Origin of the sequence: Pseudomonas floridensis, assembly GCF_002087235.1 — a bacterium.
Taxonomy (GTDB): domain Bacteria; phylum Pseudomonadota; class Gammaproteobacteria; order Pseudomonadales; family Pseudomonadaceae; genus Aquipseudomonas; species Aquipseudomonas floridensis.
Window position 1 is genome coordinate 17,796 of the sequence record NZ_MUIO01000075.1, and the last position, 15,385, is coordinate 33,180.

Annotated in this window: 13 protein-coding genes and 1 tRNA gene; 5 read left to right on the forward strand and 9 right to left on the reverse strand. The window is 58.3% G+C overall.

The genetic code is table 11. From position 1 onward, the window contains the following. Positions 1–1,101 carry a BsuBI/PstI family type II restriction endonuclease gene (locus BZK31_RS18515; RefSeq protein WP_083184389.1) on the forward strand — a complete coding sequence of 367 codons (1,101 nt, stop codon included), beginning with the start codon at positions 1–3 and terminating at the stop codon, positions 1,099–1,101. Positions 1,102–1,122: 21 nt separating this feature from the next. Continuing rightward, the gene (locus tag BZK31_RS29515) at positions 1,123–1,389 is read left to right on the forward strand and encodes a hypothetical protein (RefSeq protein ID WP_157900763.1); all 267 of its coding nucleotides are present in this window, start codon (positions 1,123–1,125) and stop codon (positions 1,387–1,389) included. Positions 1,390–1,866: 477 nt separating this feature from the next. Here the strand turns inward: BZK31_RS29515 and BZK31_RS18520 are convergent, their stop codons facing one another. From BZK31_RS18520 to rpsU, 7 genes are all read right to left on the reverse strand, one after another. Then, positions 1,867–2,337: a hypothetical protein gene (locus BZK31_RS18520; RefSeq protein ID WP_157900764.1), complete on the reverse strand. Its 471-nt coding sequence runs from the start codon at positions 2,335–2,337 to the stop codon at positions 1,867–1,869. A gap of 672 nt (positions 2,338–3,009) precedes the next feature. Next, the gene (locus BZK31_RS18525) at positions 3,010–3,498 is read right to left on the reverse strand and encodes a hypothetical protein (protein WP_157900765.1); all 489 of its coding nucleotides are present in this window, start codon (positions 3,496–3,498) and stop codon (positions 3,010–3,012) included. 89 nt (positions 3,499–3,587) lie between these two features. After that, a tRNA-Ile gene (locus BZK31_RS18530) sits at positions 3,588–3,664 on the reverse strand. Between the two features lie 15 nt (positions 3,665–3,679). Further along, positions 3,680–6,169: a bifunctional diguanylate cyclase/phosphodiesterase gene (locus BZK31_RS18535; protein WP_167378040.1), complete on the reverse strand. Its 2,490-nt coding sequence runs from the start codon at positions 6,167–6,169 to the stop codon at positions 3,680–3,682. Between the two features lie 420 nt (positions 6,170–6,589). Continuing rightward, complete coding sequence (rpoD, locus tag BZK31_RS18540) at positions 6,590–8,440, reverse strand: RNA polymerase sigma factor RpoD (RefSeq protein ID WP_083184392.1); 1,851 nt, start codon at positions 8,438–8,440, stop codon at positions 6,590–6,592. Between the two features lie 67 nt (positions 8,441–8,507). Then, positions 8,508–10,463, reverse strand: coding sequence for a DNA primase (gene dnaG / locus BZK31_RS18545; protein WP_083184393.1), 1,956 nt, complete (start codon positions 10,461–10,463; stop codon positions 8,508–8,510). Between the two features lie 426 nt (positions 10,464–10,889). Next, entirely contained in the window at positions 10,890–11,105 is a 216-nt protein-coding gene (rpsU, locus tag BZK31_RS18550) for a 30S ribosomal protein S21 (protein WP_002551877.1), read from the reverse strand. Between the two features lie 198 nt (positions 11,106–11,303). Between rpsU and tsaD the strand changes: the two genes are divergently transcribed. Then, on the forward strand, positions 11,304–12,329 hold the full coding sequence (gene tsaD, locus BZK31_RS18555; RefSeq protein WP_083184394.1) for a tRNA (adenosine(37)-N6)-threonylcarbamoyltransferase complex transferase subunit TsaD: 1,026 nt from the start codon (positions 11,304–11,306) through the stop codon (positions 12,327–12,329). A gap of 48 nt (positions 12,330–12,377) precedes the next feature. Here tsaD and plsY read toward each other — a convergent pair whose 3' ends face one another. Beyond that, the gene (gene plsY, locus BZK31_RS18560; RefSeq protein ID WP_167378034.1) at positions 12,378–12,947 is read right to left on the reverse strand and encodes a glycerol-3-phosphate 1-O-acyltransferase PlsY; all 570 of its coding nucleotides are present in this window, start codon (positions 12,945–12,947) and stop codon (positions 12,378–12,380) included. A 74-nt stretch (positions 12,948–13,021) separates the two neighbouring features. Here plsY and folB point away from each other — a divergent pair, with 74 nt between their 5' ends. Beyond that, complete coding sequence (gene folB / locus BZK31_RS18565) at positions 13,022–13,375, forward strand: dihydroneopterin aldolase (protein ID WP_004887801.1); 354 nt, start codon at positions 13,022–13,024, stop codon at positions 13,373–13,375. Then, positions 13,366–13,890: a 2-amino-4-hydroxy-6-hydroxymethyldihydropteridine diphosphokinase gene (gene folK / locus BZK31_RS18570; protein WP_083184396.1), complete on the forward strand. Its 525-nt coding sequence runs from the start codon at positions 13,366–13,368 to the stop codon at positions 13,888–13,890. Before folB ends, folK begins: the two co-directional genes overlap by 10 nt. Before the next feature lie 213 nt (positions 13,891–14,103). On the opposite strand, the gene BZK31_RS18575 is transcribed toward folK, so the two are convergent. Then, complete coding sequence (locus BZK31_RS18575) at positions 14,104–15,333, reverse strand: multifunctional CCA addition/repair protein (RefSeq protein ID WP_083184397.1); 1,230 nt, start codon at positions 15,331–15,333, stop codon at positions 14,104–14,106. Between the last annotated feature and the right edge of the window lie 52 nt (positions 15,334–15,385).

The following is a 15,385-nucleotide window of genomic DNA, read 5'->3' on the forward strand; positions in this document are numbered from 1 at the left end:
GTGTCTTTGCCACCCCTTCCCCCGCTGAACCTGATTATCGAACGATTGCCAGCGATTTTTCCTGAGGGTACTGAGAACCGAAACTACGTGATCAGGGAAATGGCTGCGAAGACGATTTTCGTGATGTTTTATACTGGGGCTATTGAGGGGGCTGATCGGTGGGTAAGGCCTAGTCAGATAACTGGTATGTCTGATATCCAAGCCGCGCTCACAGATGAAGATAGCCGTGAGGCGTGGGCCAAGATGTCGTTGGAGCAAAAAAATTGGCGTCCAGCATCAGCTTGGTACGCAGTGGACAGTCGAGAGCCGGTCCGGGACGAAACGCTGCGTAACGGTTTGGTGTCGTTACGTGCGGTGCTGGCACGCCCTGGTATACCCACAACTTCTTCCAAACCCAAGCATGCTTTGGAGGCTTCGTTCGCCCGGCTATTTGATCCAAGTTTGATGTACGAAGAGCTAGAAGCCGCTGTCCTTGCTTGGCAAGAATCGCATCTGTCCAAGGCGGCGCTCTCCAGGCTTCGCCTAGTAAAACATGGCGCGACTGTCGCGACTGATGCCGTAAAGATAAATTTCCCTAATGGTGAAACTCGCTCCCTATCTCCTGGTCCGTCAAGTGTAATAACAAAGTCTGTCATTGAGGAGTTTGCGCCCCGCTTCCTGAATCAGCCCGCAGTACTATGGCTTTCCGAATCGGGTAACAAAGTCGTTTCTAGGGATGAAACCCTAGCACTTGCTCTTGGCTTCAAAATAGACGCATCTAAAGCTTTGCCGGATATTATTTTAGTAGATCTAGGGTCTGACGCCGGTGGAGCTGACATGTTCGTCCTGTTTGTCGAAGTAGTTGCTAGCGATGGGCCAATAAATCGCGATAGGAAATTAGCTCTGAAAGCAATTTCAGCTGAATCCAGCTTTGACGAAAAAAATTTAATGTTTTTAACTGCTTTTATGGATCGCGCCAGTGCACCATTCAGAAAGTGTATCGCTGAGCTGGCGTGGGGATCTTACGCCTGGTGCGCATCTGAGCCGGATCATATTATTGAACTGCGAGAAGGGCCGTCAGACAAACTTTTCGACATTCAATTTGGGCAATTAATAAAATAACGCAAAAAGGAGGATGCAAAAATGGCTCCAAGTAACTGGGCGGAACACGCTTATGATGCGGTAGTAAGGGTGGCAGAGGCTAATAAGGAATTCACGCCCGACGACGTATGGAATACTGGCCTTCCAAAGCCAGCAGAGGCACGTGCTCTAGGAGGCGTAATGGCCCGAGCCAAGAGAAATGGAGTTATTGAAAAAACTGGAAGGGTGAAGCCCACCACCCAGGCTGAAAGCCATGGTACTGATGTGACAATATGGAAGTCATTAATTTTCAAACATGCTCCCGCATGAGGAGTTTCAGATAGTGAATTTCCGCACGTTATCCGATGCCCACTTTTTGCAGCCACTAACCCTAATTTAGTGGCTTCTTAATAGCAAGCGGCTGCTAAACACGTATTCCCTTTGGTCGAAACGCGAAGCCCACCCTCATTGGGAACAAATTCTTGCAAAATGCGACACCTCGCTCATGCCACTAACCTTGCCCCATAGAGCGAATCAGCCTAAATGAGCACCCTCTACATCAGGGTATTGCTGCAAATTGGAGCCTGATCCGGTCGGCCCGCCACGATACTCGTGACTGAGTGCCGCGTTCTGACCAGCAGCATTTACTGTTAGGCTGCGTCTAGCTCATCCTCGGCTCTTCATGCCTGACGCCAAGCCTGAATGAGGGCGCTAGTTTCACGCCGACTCCGTGGGCGATTACTTCTTTTTCATGTCCATGTAATGGCCGGCGCTGGCGATCACGCTGGCCCCTCTATTCAAAAAAGATTACCGACCGCTCGGCAAGGGCGGTCGGGTCTCAACTTGTTCAAGGCTTACCCTATATGTGGTGTAGGTGTCGCCATCCTCAAGATAAAGGTCGCTTCGATATCTCAGTACTGCGCCTTTGAGTTTTATGTGCAGGCCGTTGGCGACGCGTTGAATGACCACGTCTTTCAAATCGGTGTCTGAGACCAGAAACGGCGGCGTCTTGCCCAGATACACCTTCATGGTTTCGTCAGTCGATTCACGGTTATCCATATAGAACTTCAGCGTCTTGGGCTCCGAACGATCCCTGGCTTCCTCGACGATATATAGCCACCCCCCCGGGATGAAGTTTTGCTTCAGTACTATTTGCGGGGGAAGCTCCGGTTTGTGCAGGTAGCCATAGGTGAGAAAGCCGACGAAGCAGAGCAGCGAGGCTATTGCGAGGTACTTTTTCAGCCTGGGCTTTAGGGCTTGCCATTCGGTTTTATTCACAGGCTTCAACTTTGGGTGTCAATGGTTGTCTTGGTAAGCGCCCAGCGTGGCGCAATGTCGACACTTGAAGAGGTACCTACGCAGCGGGCGAATGACATCGGCCAGTTACTGCCATATCAATGGATACCTGCTTGAGCTACGCAAGCGTGTGTTCCTCATTCTTAGTCATTGCTTAATCATGATGCTCCGTCTTGGCGCTGACAAGGGAAGCCGATCGGTAAGCGATGCACAGCAAATTGCTCGCATATCAGCTGATATCTGGTGAAATCACGCAAGGTGACTTGGCTGGACGCATACTATTTAGTCACCGCGAAGATGAGCTTTCGAAGTCCAGTGATTTTCGCGCGCGCGAAAATGAAGAGATCCTTCGAAAGTAGATACAGCCCGTCGATCTGTTACGGCTATCAATTTCTAGCTCCCGTTAGAGGGTTGTAACCTTGGACCGCGAATCTGGCTCTTGCCATGATGCTCGTACATTCTCTTTGCTTCGCCTCGGCTGCTGCTTCCGACTGGCGTTTTGCCGCAGCTAGTCGGTGCTCGGAATCTTGCTCTGCTCGGCGTGTCGCCTCGGCAGCTATGCTGGTTTGGCGTCTCTCTCTGCTTGACGTGCCTGATTCTGAGCTTCCAACTTTGCCTGTTGCACCTGCTGTTCTGCGTTTCGTTGACCACTACCTAGTCCCACTCCTGAATTGCCACGGTGTACAAGTGGCTCAAAAGGGCCAACTCCAGACGCACGGTGTTGTTGCTTGTTGGCTTGTCACGACTGGTGATTGATACCAGACGCGTATCTCGGTAATTGGCAATGATTTCTGCGGAGAGCGCAGCCATCGAGTACTTGGCTAGATGGCTTATCAACTGTTGAGCTTTGGTTGCTTCGGCGCGCTGAGTCGTCGGTTTCTTCGTTGGGCTGATCTCGGTCGGATATCGCTTTAAAGCCATGGCCAATGTCATGCGCTCTGAACCGCTCCGCTGGATGTACACGCCTCTGAGCATTTCATCTTTTGTGCGACGGGCCCAGTCTTCGGCATCACGCTTTGCACGAAAGGTCTTCTCGTTGGCGGGCCATCCGGTTGTCCGCCCTATGGCCTTCAAGATGTCAGTGTGCTTTGACGATGGCGGCCATGTTATTTCTGCTTCAAAAACGTGCTGTTGTTTTGGCACAGTACTGATTTCGTACGTGGACCATAGAACTGGCTCGGCTGTTTTTGTCGCAGACAGCAAAAAGCCGCGCAATGCGCGGCTTTCAAAGGTGGTGGGCCCACACGGACTCGAACCGTGGACCAAAGGATTATGAGTCCTCTGCTCTAACCAACTGAGCTATGGGCCCTCAGCAGGACGCGGATTATAACGGCGGTTTCGCGGCTGTGCTATCCGAAAAGTCCGAAACGTCGATAAGAAGGAACCTGGCGCAGAATTCCTCCGGCGGCAGGGGCAGGCTGACGATGTAGCCCTGGATCTGTTCGCAGCCTTCTGCAGCGAGGAATTGTTGCTGGTCGCTGTTTTCCACGCCTTCGGCGATGACGGTCAGTTGCATGCTGCGGCCCAGGGCGATGATGGCGCGGACGATGGCGGCGTCGTGGGTGTCTTCGGGCAGGCCGCGGACGAAGGACTGGTCGATCTTGAGGATGTCCAGCGGCAGGCGTTTGAGGTAGCTGAGCGAGGAGTAGCCGGTGCCGAAGTCGTCGATGGCCAGCTGGACGCCGAGTTTCTTGAGTTTGTGCAGCACGGCCAGGGCTTCCTGGGTCTGGCTCATGATGAAGTTTTCGGTGATTTCCAGTTGCAGGCAGCCGGGCTCCAGGCCGTTGTCGGCCAGCAGTTGTTCGATGCGGCCGACCAGGTTGGGCTGGCGCAGCTGCGCCCCGGCCAGGTTGACGGACAGCGGGCCGAACGGTTTGTAGACTTTGCGCCACTCGTGCATCTGGCGGCAGGCCTGTTCCAGCACCCAGTCGCCGATTTGCAGGATCATGCCGTTTTCTTCGGCCAACGGGATGAAGTGCTCGGGCGGTACTTCGCCGAAGGTGGGGTGACTCCAGCGAATCAAGGCTTCTGCGCCCACCATCGTGTTGCTCAGCACGCTGGTCTTGGGCTGGAAGGACAGGCTCAGTTCGTTGCGGTCCAGTGCGCGCCTCAGCTCCTGTTCAAGCGCAATGCGTTCGCTGGCTTGGGAGGTGAGGTCGCGGGTGTAGCTTTCGACGCGGTTGCGGCCCTTGGCCTTGGAGCGGTACATGGCGGCGTCGGCGTTCTTGACCAGTGTGGCGACGTCGGTGCCGTCGGTGGGGAACAGGCTGCAGCCGATGCTGGAGCTGATGAAGAACTCGTGTTCGCCTGCCTGAAAGGGCGCGTTGAAGGTGCTCAGCAGTTTGTTGGCGATGGTCTGTGCATCGCTGGGTTGCAGCAGGCCGGGCAGCAGGACGATGAATTCGTCGCCGCCCAGCCGTGCCACGGTGTCGATGTCGCGCAGGTTTTCCTTGAGGCGCTGCGCGATGCCTTTGAGCAGCAGGTCGCCGACCGGATGACCGAGGCTGTCATTGATGTGTTTGAAGCGATCCAGATCCAGAAACAGCACGGCGCCCAGGCTGCCTGACTCTTCACTGTGTAGCAGGGCGGTTTGCAGGCGGTTCTCGAACAGGGTGCGGTTGGGCAAGCCGGTGAGGGGGTCGTGGTGGGCCTGATAGTCGAGGCGGGCTTGAGCGTGTTTGAGGCTGGAGATGTCGGCGAATACGGCGACGAAGTGGGTGATGAGGTGATCCTTGTTGCGCACCGCGCTGATCGTCAGCCAGCTCGGGTAAATGTCGCCGTTCTTTCGCCGGTTGTAGATCTCGCCTTGCCAGTGACCGTCCGCTGTCAGTTGGTGCCACATCGCTGCGTAGAAAGCGCTGTCGTGCTGCCCCGAGGCCAGCAGGCGGGGCGTATGGCCGATGGCTTCGGCTTCGCTGTAGCCGGTGATCTGGCTGAAGGCACGGTTGACCGCATTGATGCGCTGGCGCGTGTCGGTGATCAGCACGCCTTCGGCAGTGCTTTCGAAAACGGTGGCGGCCAGGTGCAGTTTTTCCTGCATGTGCTGGCGCTCGGTGACGTCCCGGCAGATGGTCAGCAGGCAGTCTTCGCCATCGATAGGCACGGGGTGCGAAGACAGCTCGCAGAGCCGGATATTGCCTTCGGAGCCGCGAATCCTGGCGTAAAAGTCGCGAACGGAGCCATGTTGCCTGATGTGGTGGATCATGGTCTGACGTTCACTCTGGTCGGCCCAGATGCCCAGGTCGAGCGTGGAGCGTTCAAGGCACTGTTTTTCGCTATAGCCGGTGATGCGGCAGAAGCCGTCGTTGACCTCGAGGATCACCCCGTCGTGGACGCGACTGATGGTCAGGCCGTCAGGGGAGGCGTGAAAGGCTTTGGCGAATTTCTCTTCGGAGAGTTGCAGTTGTTGCTGCGCCTGCTTGAGCGGAGTGATGTCGCGAACCACCACCAGCACGGCCGGTTCCGGGCCCAGCTCGAAAGGCTGCGCCGACATCAGTCCTGAGAATGTCTCTCCGTCCTTGCGTCGGAAGGGCATCTCCAGATTACGGATATGGCCTTTTTGCAACTGTTCCAGAAGGCCGGGCCCGATGCCCGGCACGGCCCAGATGTTTATCTGGGTCGGGGTCTTGCCAATCACTTCGTCGGTGGTGAGGCCGGTCTGTTCGACAAAGGCTTTGTTGGCTTCGAGGATCTGACCGTCGATGAGGCTGGCGATCACCATGATGTCCGGGCAATGGGCAAAGACTGAGGCAAATCGGTCTTCGGATACACGCAACGCTTCTTCGGTTTTTTTGCTGTCACTGATGTCGGTCATTAATCCACGCATAAGTGCTCACGTCCGTGCTTGGTCTGGCTGCCGATATCGCGGGGTCCAGAGCACTCGATTCCCGATCGTTGCGCACGAATGGGCCAAGGCTGTGGTCGTTACCGCTGCTGGTTTATTGCTTGCAGAAGGCTTCAGCATCGGCGGCGTTTTCGTGCGCACGATGCTGCGGTAAAAACCTTGGCAACAACCGATAGGCCAAAGGGTAGCCAGCAGGCTTTTCGCCTGAGGTGACACATAGTTGTAGGTCAAATTTTTGAAGTCTGCCTCTCGAGCGACGACTGGCCGTGGCGCAAAAAAAGGCTGGCTGCCGATGAGGGGTGGGGCGTGGCGCTGAGTGAAGCACAAGGGCCAGAAATGCAAAACCCCCGGCAGGCCGGGGGTTTTGTTTGAGCGCGTAGCGTGGTGCGTTTACTCGTCGAGGAACGAACGCAGGTGTTCGCTTCGGGTCGGGTGACGCAGTTTACGCAGTGCCTTGGCTTCGATCTGACGAATCCGCTCGCGGGTGACGTCGAACTGCTTGCCGACCTCTTCCAGCGTGTGGTCGGTGTTCATGTCGATGCCGAAACGCATGCGCAGGACCTTGGCTTCACGAGCGGTCAGGCCCGACAGCACTTCGCGTGTCGCTTCTTTCAGGCTTTCAACCGTTGCAACGTCGATTGGCGATTGCATGGTCGAGTCTTCGATGAAGTCGCCCAGATGCGAATCTTCGTCGTCACCGATCGGGGTTTCCATGGAGATCGGCTCTTTGGCGATCTTCAGTACCTTGCGGATCTTGTCCTCTGGCATTTCCATGCGTTCGCCCAGCTCTTCCGGAGTCGGTTCGCGACCCATTTCCTGCAGCATCTGGCGGGAAATACGGTTGAGCTTGTTGATCGTCTCGATCATGTGCACCGGAATACGGATGGTGCGTGCCTGGTCGGCAATCGAGCGAGTGATCGCCTGACGGATCCACCAGGTGGCATAAGTCGAGAACTTGTAACCACGACGGTATTCGAACTTGTCCACCGCCTTCATCAGGCCGATGTTGCCTTCCTGGATCAGGTCGAGGAACTGCAAGCCACGGTTGGTGTACTTCTTGGCGATCGAGATCACCAGACGCAGGTTCGCTTCAACCATCTCTTTCTTCGCACGGCGGGCCTTGGCCTCACCGATCGACATGCGACGGTTGATGTCCTTGATCTCGGCGATCTTCAGACCTGTTTCTTCTTCGAGCGCGGACAGCTTCTGCTGGCAACGCTGGATATCAGGTTGCAGGCGACCAATGGCTTCGGCGTACTTGCTCTTGCCTTTGGCCAGCGCATCGGTCCAGCTCTCGTCAACTTCGTTGCCAGGGAACTGGCGAAGGAAGTCGGCGCGCGGCATACGTGCATCACGTACGCACAGCTGCATGATGGCGCGCTCCTGGGCACGCAGACGATCCAGTGCACCGCGTACGCGCTCGACCAGACCTTCGAACTGCTTGGGCACCAGCTTGATCGGCATGAACAGTTCGGCGAGGGCAACCATTTCGGCAATGGCGTGCTTGTCTTCGCGACCGAACTTCTTCAGGGCCTTGCGGGTGATTTCCATCTGATCGGAAACCGCACCGAAACGCTGTGCTGCGATGACCGGATCCGGACCGCTTTCGGTTTCTTCTTCGTCATCGGAAGCGTCTGCCGATTCCTCATCGTCGTCATCGGCACCTTCGGCCTTGACGGCCTTGGGGTCGATGGGCGGAGGGACTTCGGCAGGCGGCGCAATGCCGTCATCCGGGTCGATGTAACCGCTGAGAACGTCGGAGAGGCGGCCGCCTTCACTCGTGACACGTGTGTATTCGGACAGAATATGGTCAACCGTGCCAGGGAAGTGCGCGATTGCGCCCATCACTTCACGGATGCCTTCTTCGATACGTTTGGCGATTTCGATTTCGCCTTCACGGGTCAGGAGTTCAACGGTGCCCATTTCACGCATGTACATGCGAACGGGATCGGTGGTACGCCCGATGTCGGTTTCGACCGCTGCCAGTGCTGCGGCCGCTTCTTCTGCGGCTGCCTCATCGGTATCGGCGTCGGCCAGCATCAAGGCGTCCGCATCCGGAGCACTCTCGTGTACCGGGATCCCCATGTCGTTGATCATGCGGATGATGTCTTCCACCTGCTCAGGATCTGAAATATCCTCGGGCAGGTGGTCGTTGACCTCTGCGTAAGTCAGATACTTCTGCTCACGACCCAGGGTGATCAACTCTTTGATACGAGACTGCTGTTGCGCTTTTCCGGACATAACACCCTATCCACTGAAGGTCTTGGCGGGCAAAAAACAAGCCGAGGATTATACCCGAGCTATGACCTCACGCGCCAGTTGAGGTCGGGGTTTGTGCAGGAACATTGCGATTTAGCAGTTCACGAAGCTGAATTTTCTCTTCTGCACTCAGCTCGGTTTGACGTGCTTTGCTGATCAGATGTTCCAGGCTACGCTCGCGTTGGCGAGCGGATAAGCTAGTTATAGTGTCGAAAAACTGTTGTTCAAGGTTATCGGCCTCGATCAACCATTCCTTTTCGGCCAATGCGCGCAGCAAACGGCCCTGTTCGGTTCCATGCCACCGCGCTATCAACTGTAACGACCGAAGTTTGGGATTCTTTTGCCGCGCTTCAATGAGCGACACCAGCAATTGTGCCTGTGACTGGTCTTCTGCCGCGAAATGGCTGGCATTTTCGACTTTCTCGGCCAGTTCAGGATGGTGCAGCAAAGTTCGCAGTGCGGCCTGCATCGGCGGTTCGACAGCGGTCGGCACCCGGGGTGTGCGCGGTTCGAAGTCCGGACGCTTGCCTTTCTTGTCCCAGGGTTTCTTTTCCCATTTTTTCTGATTCTGACCGCCGGTTTTCTTCGGCGTCCATTCCTGCTGCGCTTCGTAGCCGCCTTGTGGCTGGTAGTCGGCAAAGTCAGGCATGGCGTCGTAATCGACGTAGGGGTCGTAACTGGGCGGCGCTTCGCTGGGCGCGTTCTGCACCAGTTGGCTGACGGCTTCGCCAGTCAGGCCGGTAATCTCGCTCAGGCGCTGACGCATCAGTGTCTTCAGGTTCGCGCCCGGCACCTTATCGATCAGCGGGGCGGCGAGGGTGGCCATGTGTGCCTTGCCCTCGAGCGAGCGCGGATCGGCCTCTTTGGTCAGTTGCTCGAAGAAATAATCAGCCAGCGGCTGCGCATGCTGATTGATTCGCGCCCGGAACGCGTCAGTGCCTTCGGAGCGCACCAAGGTGTCCGGGTCTTCGCCTTCGGGCAGAAACAGAAAGCGCGCACGCCGCCCGTCCTGCAAGCTCGACAGGGTGGCTTCCAGCGCACGCCAGGCGGCATTGCGGCCAGCCTGATCGCCGTCGAAACAGAACAGCACGTTGGGCACCACCCGGAACAGCCGCTTCAAATGCTCTTCGCTGGTCGCTGTGCCCAGCGTGGCTACGGCATTGCGCAAGCCTTGTTGGGCCAGCGCGATCACGTCCATGTAGCCTTCGACGACAATGATTTCGTCCAGGTTGCGATTGTGCTTGCGCGCCTCGAACAGGCCATACAGTTCCTGGCCTTTGTGAAAGACGGGGGTTTCCGGCGAGTTCAGGTATTTGGGCTTGTCGTCACCCAGTACGCGACCACCGAAGGCGATCACCCGTCCGCGTGAATCGCGAATCGGGAACATCACCCGATCCCGGAAGCGGTCGTAGCGCTTGCCGGTTTCAGCGTTCTCGATCAGCAGACCGGCATCGATCATGACCTTTTGCTGCAATGAGTCGCTGCTCAGGTGCTTGTACAGGTTGTCCCAGCCCGGTGGCGCGAAGCCCAGGCCGAAGTCCCGTGCGATCTCGCCGGACAGGCCGCGGCCCTTGAGGTAGTCCACGGCGGCTTTGCGGCTGGGATGGCTCTTCAAGGCCTGGCGGTAGAACTCGGCCGCGGCGGTGAGCAGCGGGTACAGCGGCGAGTCGGTCGGCTGGCGCGGCTTCTGGCCTTTGACGCCTTGCTCGCGCGGCACTTCCATGCCGGCCGCCTTGGCGAGGTCCTCGACTGCCTGGGGAAAATCCAGGTTGTCGTGGTCCATGATGAAGCCCAGCGCGTTACCGCCTGCGCCGCAGCCGAAGCAGTAGTAGAACTGTTTGTCCGGGCTGACGCTGAAAGAGGGGGTCTTCTCTTTGTGAAACGGGCAGCAGGCGCTGTAGTTCTTCCCGGTTTTCTTGAGCTGCACGCGTGAACTGACCACGTCGACGATGTCGGTACGGTTCAGAAGGTCGTCGATGAAGCTCTGGGGAATCAGCCCGGCCATGGCAGTCTCATATCAAGCGTGTTGCGAAAGTATCGGGGTGACTCTACGAGCGTTGCGTCAGCCTGTCAGCCGCCATTTTGAATGGCAGTGCAACAAGCGGGCACGTCTTGGCATCCGAAAGTCGGTGCTGAGGCCTGGAAAGGTGGTAAATGCGTGCCCATCGGCCGGGCTGCACACGAGACGCTGCCTTGGCTGAGCTTCTTGCGAAGTCATCAAGGCATACTCGTCTTGTCCATTGGTCGATCTGCTGTCCGAGTGGACGTGACCAATGTTGCCTGTAAGCAGGCTGGGACGTGCTTGACTGAAATCCGGGTCGCATGTGCGGCCTTGGACCTGCTCGGTCAATCTAGCGTGATGCTGTATTGCAACTGCCGACAGCCCGACTGTAAGGCCGGGCAAGGCAGAAGCTTTCGACGTCAGTCTGTATTAATACAGACGAACGGCGCGGCGCTGTTCGCGCTGTACTTTCTTGGCGTGACGCTTGACAGCAGCAGCTGCCTTACGCTTACGCTCGGAAGTCGGCTTCTCGTAAAATTCGCGGCTACGAACTTCAGCCAGAACACCGGCTTTTTCGCAGGAGCGCTTGAAACGACGCAGAGCTACGTCGAAGGGTTCGTTCTCTTTAACTTTGACGGCTGGCATCCAGAGCTACCTTCATTCATTACCGGGGTCAACGCTTCGTGCAAACACTGCACAAAAGTACGTCGGTTTTTAAGGGTTGCGGATGTTAACCCCTCATTGAGAGGAATGCAAAGCCTCTGATCGAAAACCGCTGGTCGGCACCTCGGTCGGCGACTATTATGCGCGCCTTCAAATCTGCCCCCTACAAGGCGCAAACCCATGCTAGTACTGGGATTAGAAACGTCCTGCGACGAAACCGGCGTCGCGCTTTACGACAGTGAGCGCGGTTTGCTGGCCGATGCATTATTCAGTCAAATCGACTTGCACCGCGCCTATGGCGGCGTGGTGCCTGAGCTGGCTTCGCGTGATCACGTCAAGCGCATGCTGCCGCTGATTCGCCAGACGCTGGCCGAGGCTGACTGCGTGGCGACCGACATTGACGCCATCGCCTACACCGCCGGGCCGGGTCTGGTGGGTGCCTTGCTGGTCGGTGCTTCATGCGCTCAGGCGCTGGCCTTCGCCTGGGATATCCCGGCGCTCGGCGTGCATCACATGGAAGGCCATCTGCTGGCCCCGATGCTGGAAGAAAATCCACCGCAGTTTCCGTTCGTCGCCTTGCTGGTTTCGGGCGGGCATACGCAGTTGGTGCGCGTCGACGGCATCGGTCAGTACGAATTGCTGGGCGAGACCCTGGACGACGCGGCGGGCGAGGCATTCGACAAGACGGCCAAGATGATGGGCCTGCAGTATCCCGGCGGTCCGGAAATCTCCAGGCTGGCGACGCAGGGTGTAGCGGGGCGGTTTGTCTTCCCCAGACCGATGACCGATCGTCCGGGCCTGATGTTCAGCTTCAGTGGCCTGAAAACCTCCGCGCTCAATGCCTGGCAGCAATGCCAAAGCGCCGGGGACGACAGCGAGCAAACCCGTTGCGACATCGCTCTGGCCTTCCAGCAGGCGGTAGTGGAGACTTTGACCATCAAGTGCAAGCGTGCGCTCAAGCAGACCGGGCTCAAGAGCCTGGTGATTGCTGGGGGCGTCAGCGCCAATAAGGCGTTGCGCTCGTCGCTGGAGAGCATGCTGGGCGAGTTGCGCGGGCAGGTGTTTTACGCACGCCCCGAGTTCTGCACGGATAACGGCGCGATGATCGCGTTCGCCGGATGCCAGCGTTTGCAGGCCGGGCAGAAAGAGGATTTGAGCATCAGCGTGCAGGCGCGCTGGCCGATGGAGCAATTGTCGAGCCTGTGAGGGTGTGGGGTGATTCGAAGGGCGGATGAGCGTGATCCACCTTGCCCTTCAGAAATGCCGTTCGCGCCCGGCGAGCAGGTCGCGTAGATTGCTGCGATGGCGCCAGACGATCAGCAGGGTCAGGACGCTCATGGGCAGCAAGGCCCGGGGTTCCTGCCAGGCCAGCAGTGGCAGCGTGAGAGGGGTGGCGATCAAGGCGGCGAGCGAACTGGTGCGGGTGAGACGCAGCGTGAGCAGCCAGACGGCAATGGCCAGTATGGCGGCGGGCAAGTAGAGCCCGAGCAGTACGCCAGCGGCAGTCGCGACACCTTTGCCGCCGCGAAAGCGGAAGTACAGCGGGAACAGATGGCCGAGCACTGCGCTGACACCGATCCAGCCCTGTTGCGAAGGATCAAGGCCCCAGGCGCTGGCGATCAGCACCGGGACCAGCCCTTTGCACAGGTCGCCGAGCAGCGTGAAGACGGCCATTTTCTTGCCGGCCAGGCGCAACATGTTGGTAGCGCCCGCGTTGCCCGAGCCGCTGTCACGCGGGTCGGGATTGCCGCTGAGGCGGCTGAGCAGGATGGCGAAGGACAGTGAGCCGAGCAGGTAGGCGAAAGTCGCCAGTAACCAAAACATGCTAACCATTCCGGGCGAGGATGCCCTGATTCTAACGGCGCATCGCGCCCTTGTCGTGCAGCGGAGAGTAGTGCGTGGACAGAGTTTTCATCCAGGGTCTTGAGGTCGATACAGTGATCGGCGCTTATGACTGGGAGCGCGGCATTCGTCAGTGCCTGCGTCTGGACCTGAGTTTTGCCTGGGACAATCGACCTGCCGCAGCGGGCGATGACCTGAGCAAGGCGCTCGACTACGCCAGTGTATCGACCCGCATTCAGGCCTTCGCCGAACAGGCACAGTTTCAACTGGTCGAGACATTCGCCGAGCGTCTGGCCGAAGTGCTGATGGCTGAATTCAACATTCCCTGGCTGCATCTGAGGCTAACCAAGCCCGGTGCCGTGGCTGCCGCTGCCGGTGTGGGCGTGGAGATCGAGCGCGGATGTCGCTGACGCGGATTTTCCTCGGGCTCGGAAGCAACATCGAGCGCGAAAGGCATTTGCATGCCGGGCTGGATGCGCTGCACGGCTTCCTGAGTGACATGCAGTGCTCGCCGGTGTTCGAGAGTCACCCGGTGGGCATCAAGAGCGGTCCGTTCTTCAACCTGGTGGTGTCGGCCCTGACCGATCTGCCCCTGCTGGAACTGGATCGCCGCCTGAAATTCATTGAGGCCGACAACGGCCGCTACGCCCCGGATCGCAAAGGGTTACCGCTGGACATCGACGTGCTGCTGTACGGCGAACAGGTCGGCAATTTCGACGGGTTGATCCTGCCTCGTGCAGAGATTCTCAAGAACGCTTTCGTGCTATGGCCACTGTCGCTGATCGCTCCGGATCGCGTGCATCCCGGCGCAGGCGTGCCATTCAGCAAGCTGTGGGCTGATGCGCAGATCGATCAGCAGCTCTGGCCCGTGGCGTTCGAATGGCAGGGCACAGCGCTGACGCCTGCCGGGTTGCTGCAGAGCTGACATGCGCGCCGCCTGATCGTCCCCGGCCTCACTTGTCCGCGAAGAGGTCTTTTCAGACGCTGCACTCAGCAAGCCCGCCCTCACTTGTCACTGCGTCGTGGGAGTGGACTTGTCCACGAAAAGGCCGGTACAGGCGCCAGGCATTTAGCGCCTGATCCGCTGCCTTCGCGGACAAGTTGGCTCCCACGAGCGTGCGCCAGGTTCATCGGGCGATCAGCCGTGATATTCCGCCTTGTAGATTTTCAGGGCATCCAGTCGCTCGTTTTTCAGGGCGTCGCCCAATTCCTTGCCCTGCAGACCCTTCTCCAGCAGCGGCTGTACCGACACTGCGCGCGCCGCCTGCGCTGCGCCGCGCAGGTAATCCGCCTGTGGATAACTGCGCTGCTCGAAACCCTGACGACCTCGCGCATCCATCTCGCACGCCGCGATGAACTCCTCGAAGCGCTGCGGTCTGCGGTACACGTCGAAGCTGTGCAACAGCTCGAGCACGGTTGACGGTTTGAGCTCCAGCGCCCTGTGTCCGTGCGTGTGGTACTGGCCGACCAGCAGCGCCAGTTCCTGACACTCCCGTGGCACGCGGAATCGTTCGTTGACGGCTTTGATCAGGCGCAGGCCGGTGTGTTCATGAGCGATGTGCCTCGGCCATTCGGCTTCGGGTGTCAGGCCTTTGCCGAGGTCGTGCAGCAGGCAGGCCCAGCGTACGCTCAGCGGATGCTCATGAATGGCCGCCTGCTCAAGGACGCTGAGCACATGCACGCCGGTGTCGATTTCAGGATGGTGCGCTGCAGGCTGAGGCACGCCAAACAGCGCCTCGACCTCGGGCATCAATTCCTTGAGCGCGCCGCATGTATGCAGCACCTCAATGAACACTTGGGGCTGCTTCTCCATCAGCGCACGGGATATTTCTTTCCAGCTGCGCTCAGGAGTCAGTGCCTTCAGTTCACCGGATTCGCTGAGCTGGCGCATCAGGTCCAGCGTCTCGGCGGCGATGCTGAAACCCTGCGGCGCGTAGCGGGCCGCGAAACGCGCAACGCGGAGCACTCTGAGTGGATCTTCGGCGAACGCAGGGGAAACGTGGCGCAAGATGCGCGCTTCCAGATCCTGCCGGCCGTGGTACGGATCGGTCACATTGCCGTCTTTGTCTTCGGCCATTGCGTTGATCGTCAGGTCGCGGCGAATCAGGTCCTGCTCCAGTGTGACGTCGGGGCTGGCGTGAAAAACGAATCCGCCATAGCCCACGCCACTTTTCCGTTCGGTGCGCGCCAGGGCATATTCTTCGCCAGTCAGCGGGTGAAGGAACACCGGAAAATCCGTGCCGACCGGGCGATAGCCCTTCACCAGCATTTCTTCGGCCGAAGCGCCGACGACCACCCAATCGATATCGGTAACGGGTTGACCCAGCAGGCGGTCGCGAACAGCACCGCCAACTTTATAAATCTGCATAAAAAACCTCCGTAAGCGCGACAGGATAAACCTTGCGTCGACCTTACGGAGG

Coding starts and splice junctions, on each gene's coding strand:
- BZK31_RS29515 (WP_157900763.1), top strand. CDS start 1,123: ATGGCTCCAAGTAACTGGGCGGAACACGCTTATGATGCGGTAGTAAGG.
- BZK31_RS18535 (WP_167378040.1), bottom strand. CDS start 6,169: ATGACCGACATCAGTGACAGCAAAAAAACCGAAGAAGCGTTGCGTGTA.
- rpoD (WP_083184392.1), bottom strand. CDS start 8,440: ATGTCCGGAAAAGCGCAACAGCAGTCTCGTATCAAAGAGTTGATCACC.
- dnaG (WP_083184393.1), bottom strand. CDS start 10,463: ATGGCCGGGCTGATTCCCCAGAGCTTCATCGACGACCTTCTGAACCGT.
- rpsU (WP_002551877.1), bottom strand. CDS start 11,105: ATGCCAGCCGTCAAAGTTAAAGAGAACGAACCCTTCGACGTAGCTCTG.
- tsaD (WP_083184394.1), top strand. CDS start 11,304: ATGCTAGTACTGGGATTAGAAACGTCCTGCGACGAAACCGGCGTCGCG.
- plsY (WP_167378034.1), bottom strand. CDS start 12,947: ATGTTTTGGTTACTGGCGACTTTCGCCTACCTGCTCGGCTCACTGTCC.
- folK (WP_083184396.1), top strand. CDS start 13,366: ATGTCGCTGACGCGGATTTTCCTCGGGCTCGGAAGCAACATCGAGCGC.
- BZK31_RS18575 (WP_083184397.1), bottom strand. CDS start 15,333: ATGCAGATTTATAAAGTTGGCGGTGCTGTTCGCGACCGCCTGCTGGGT.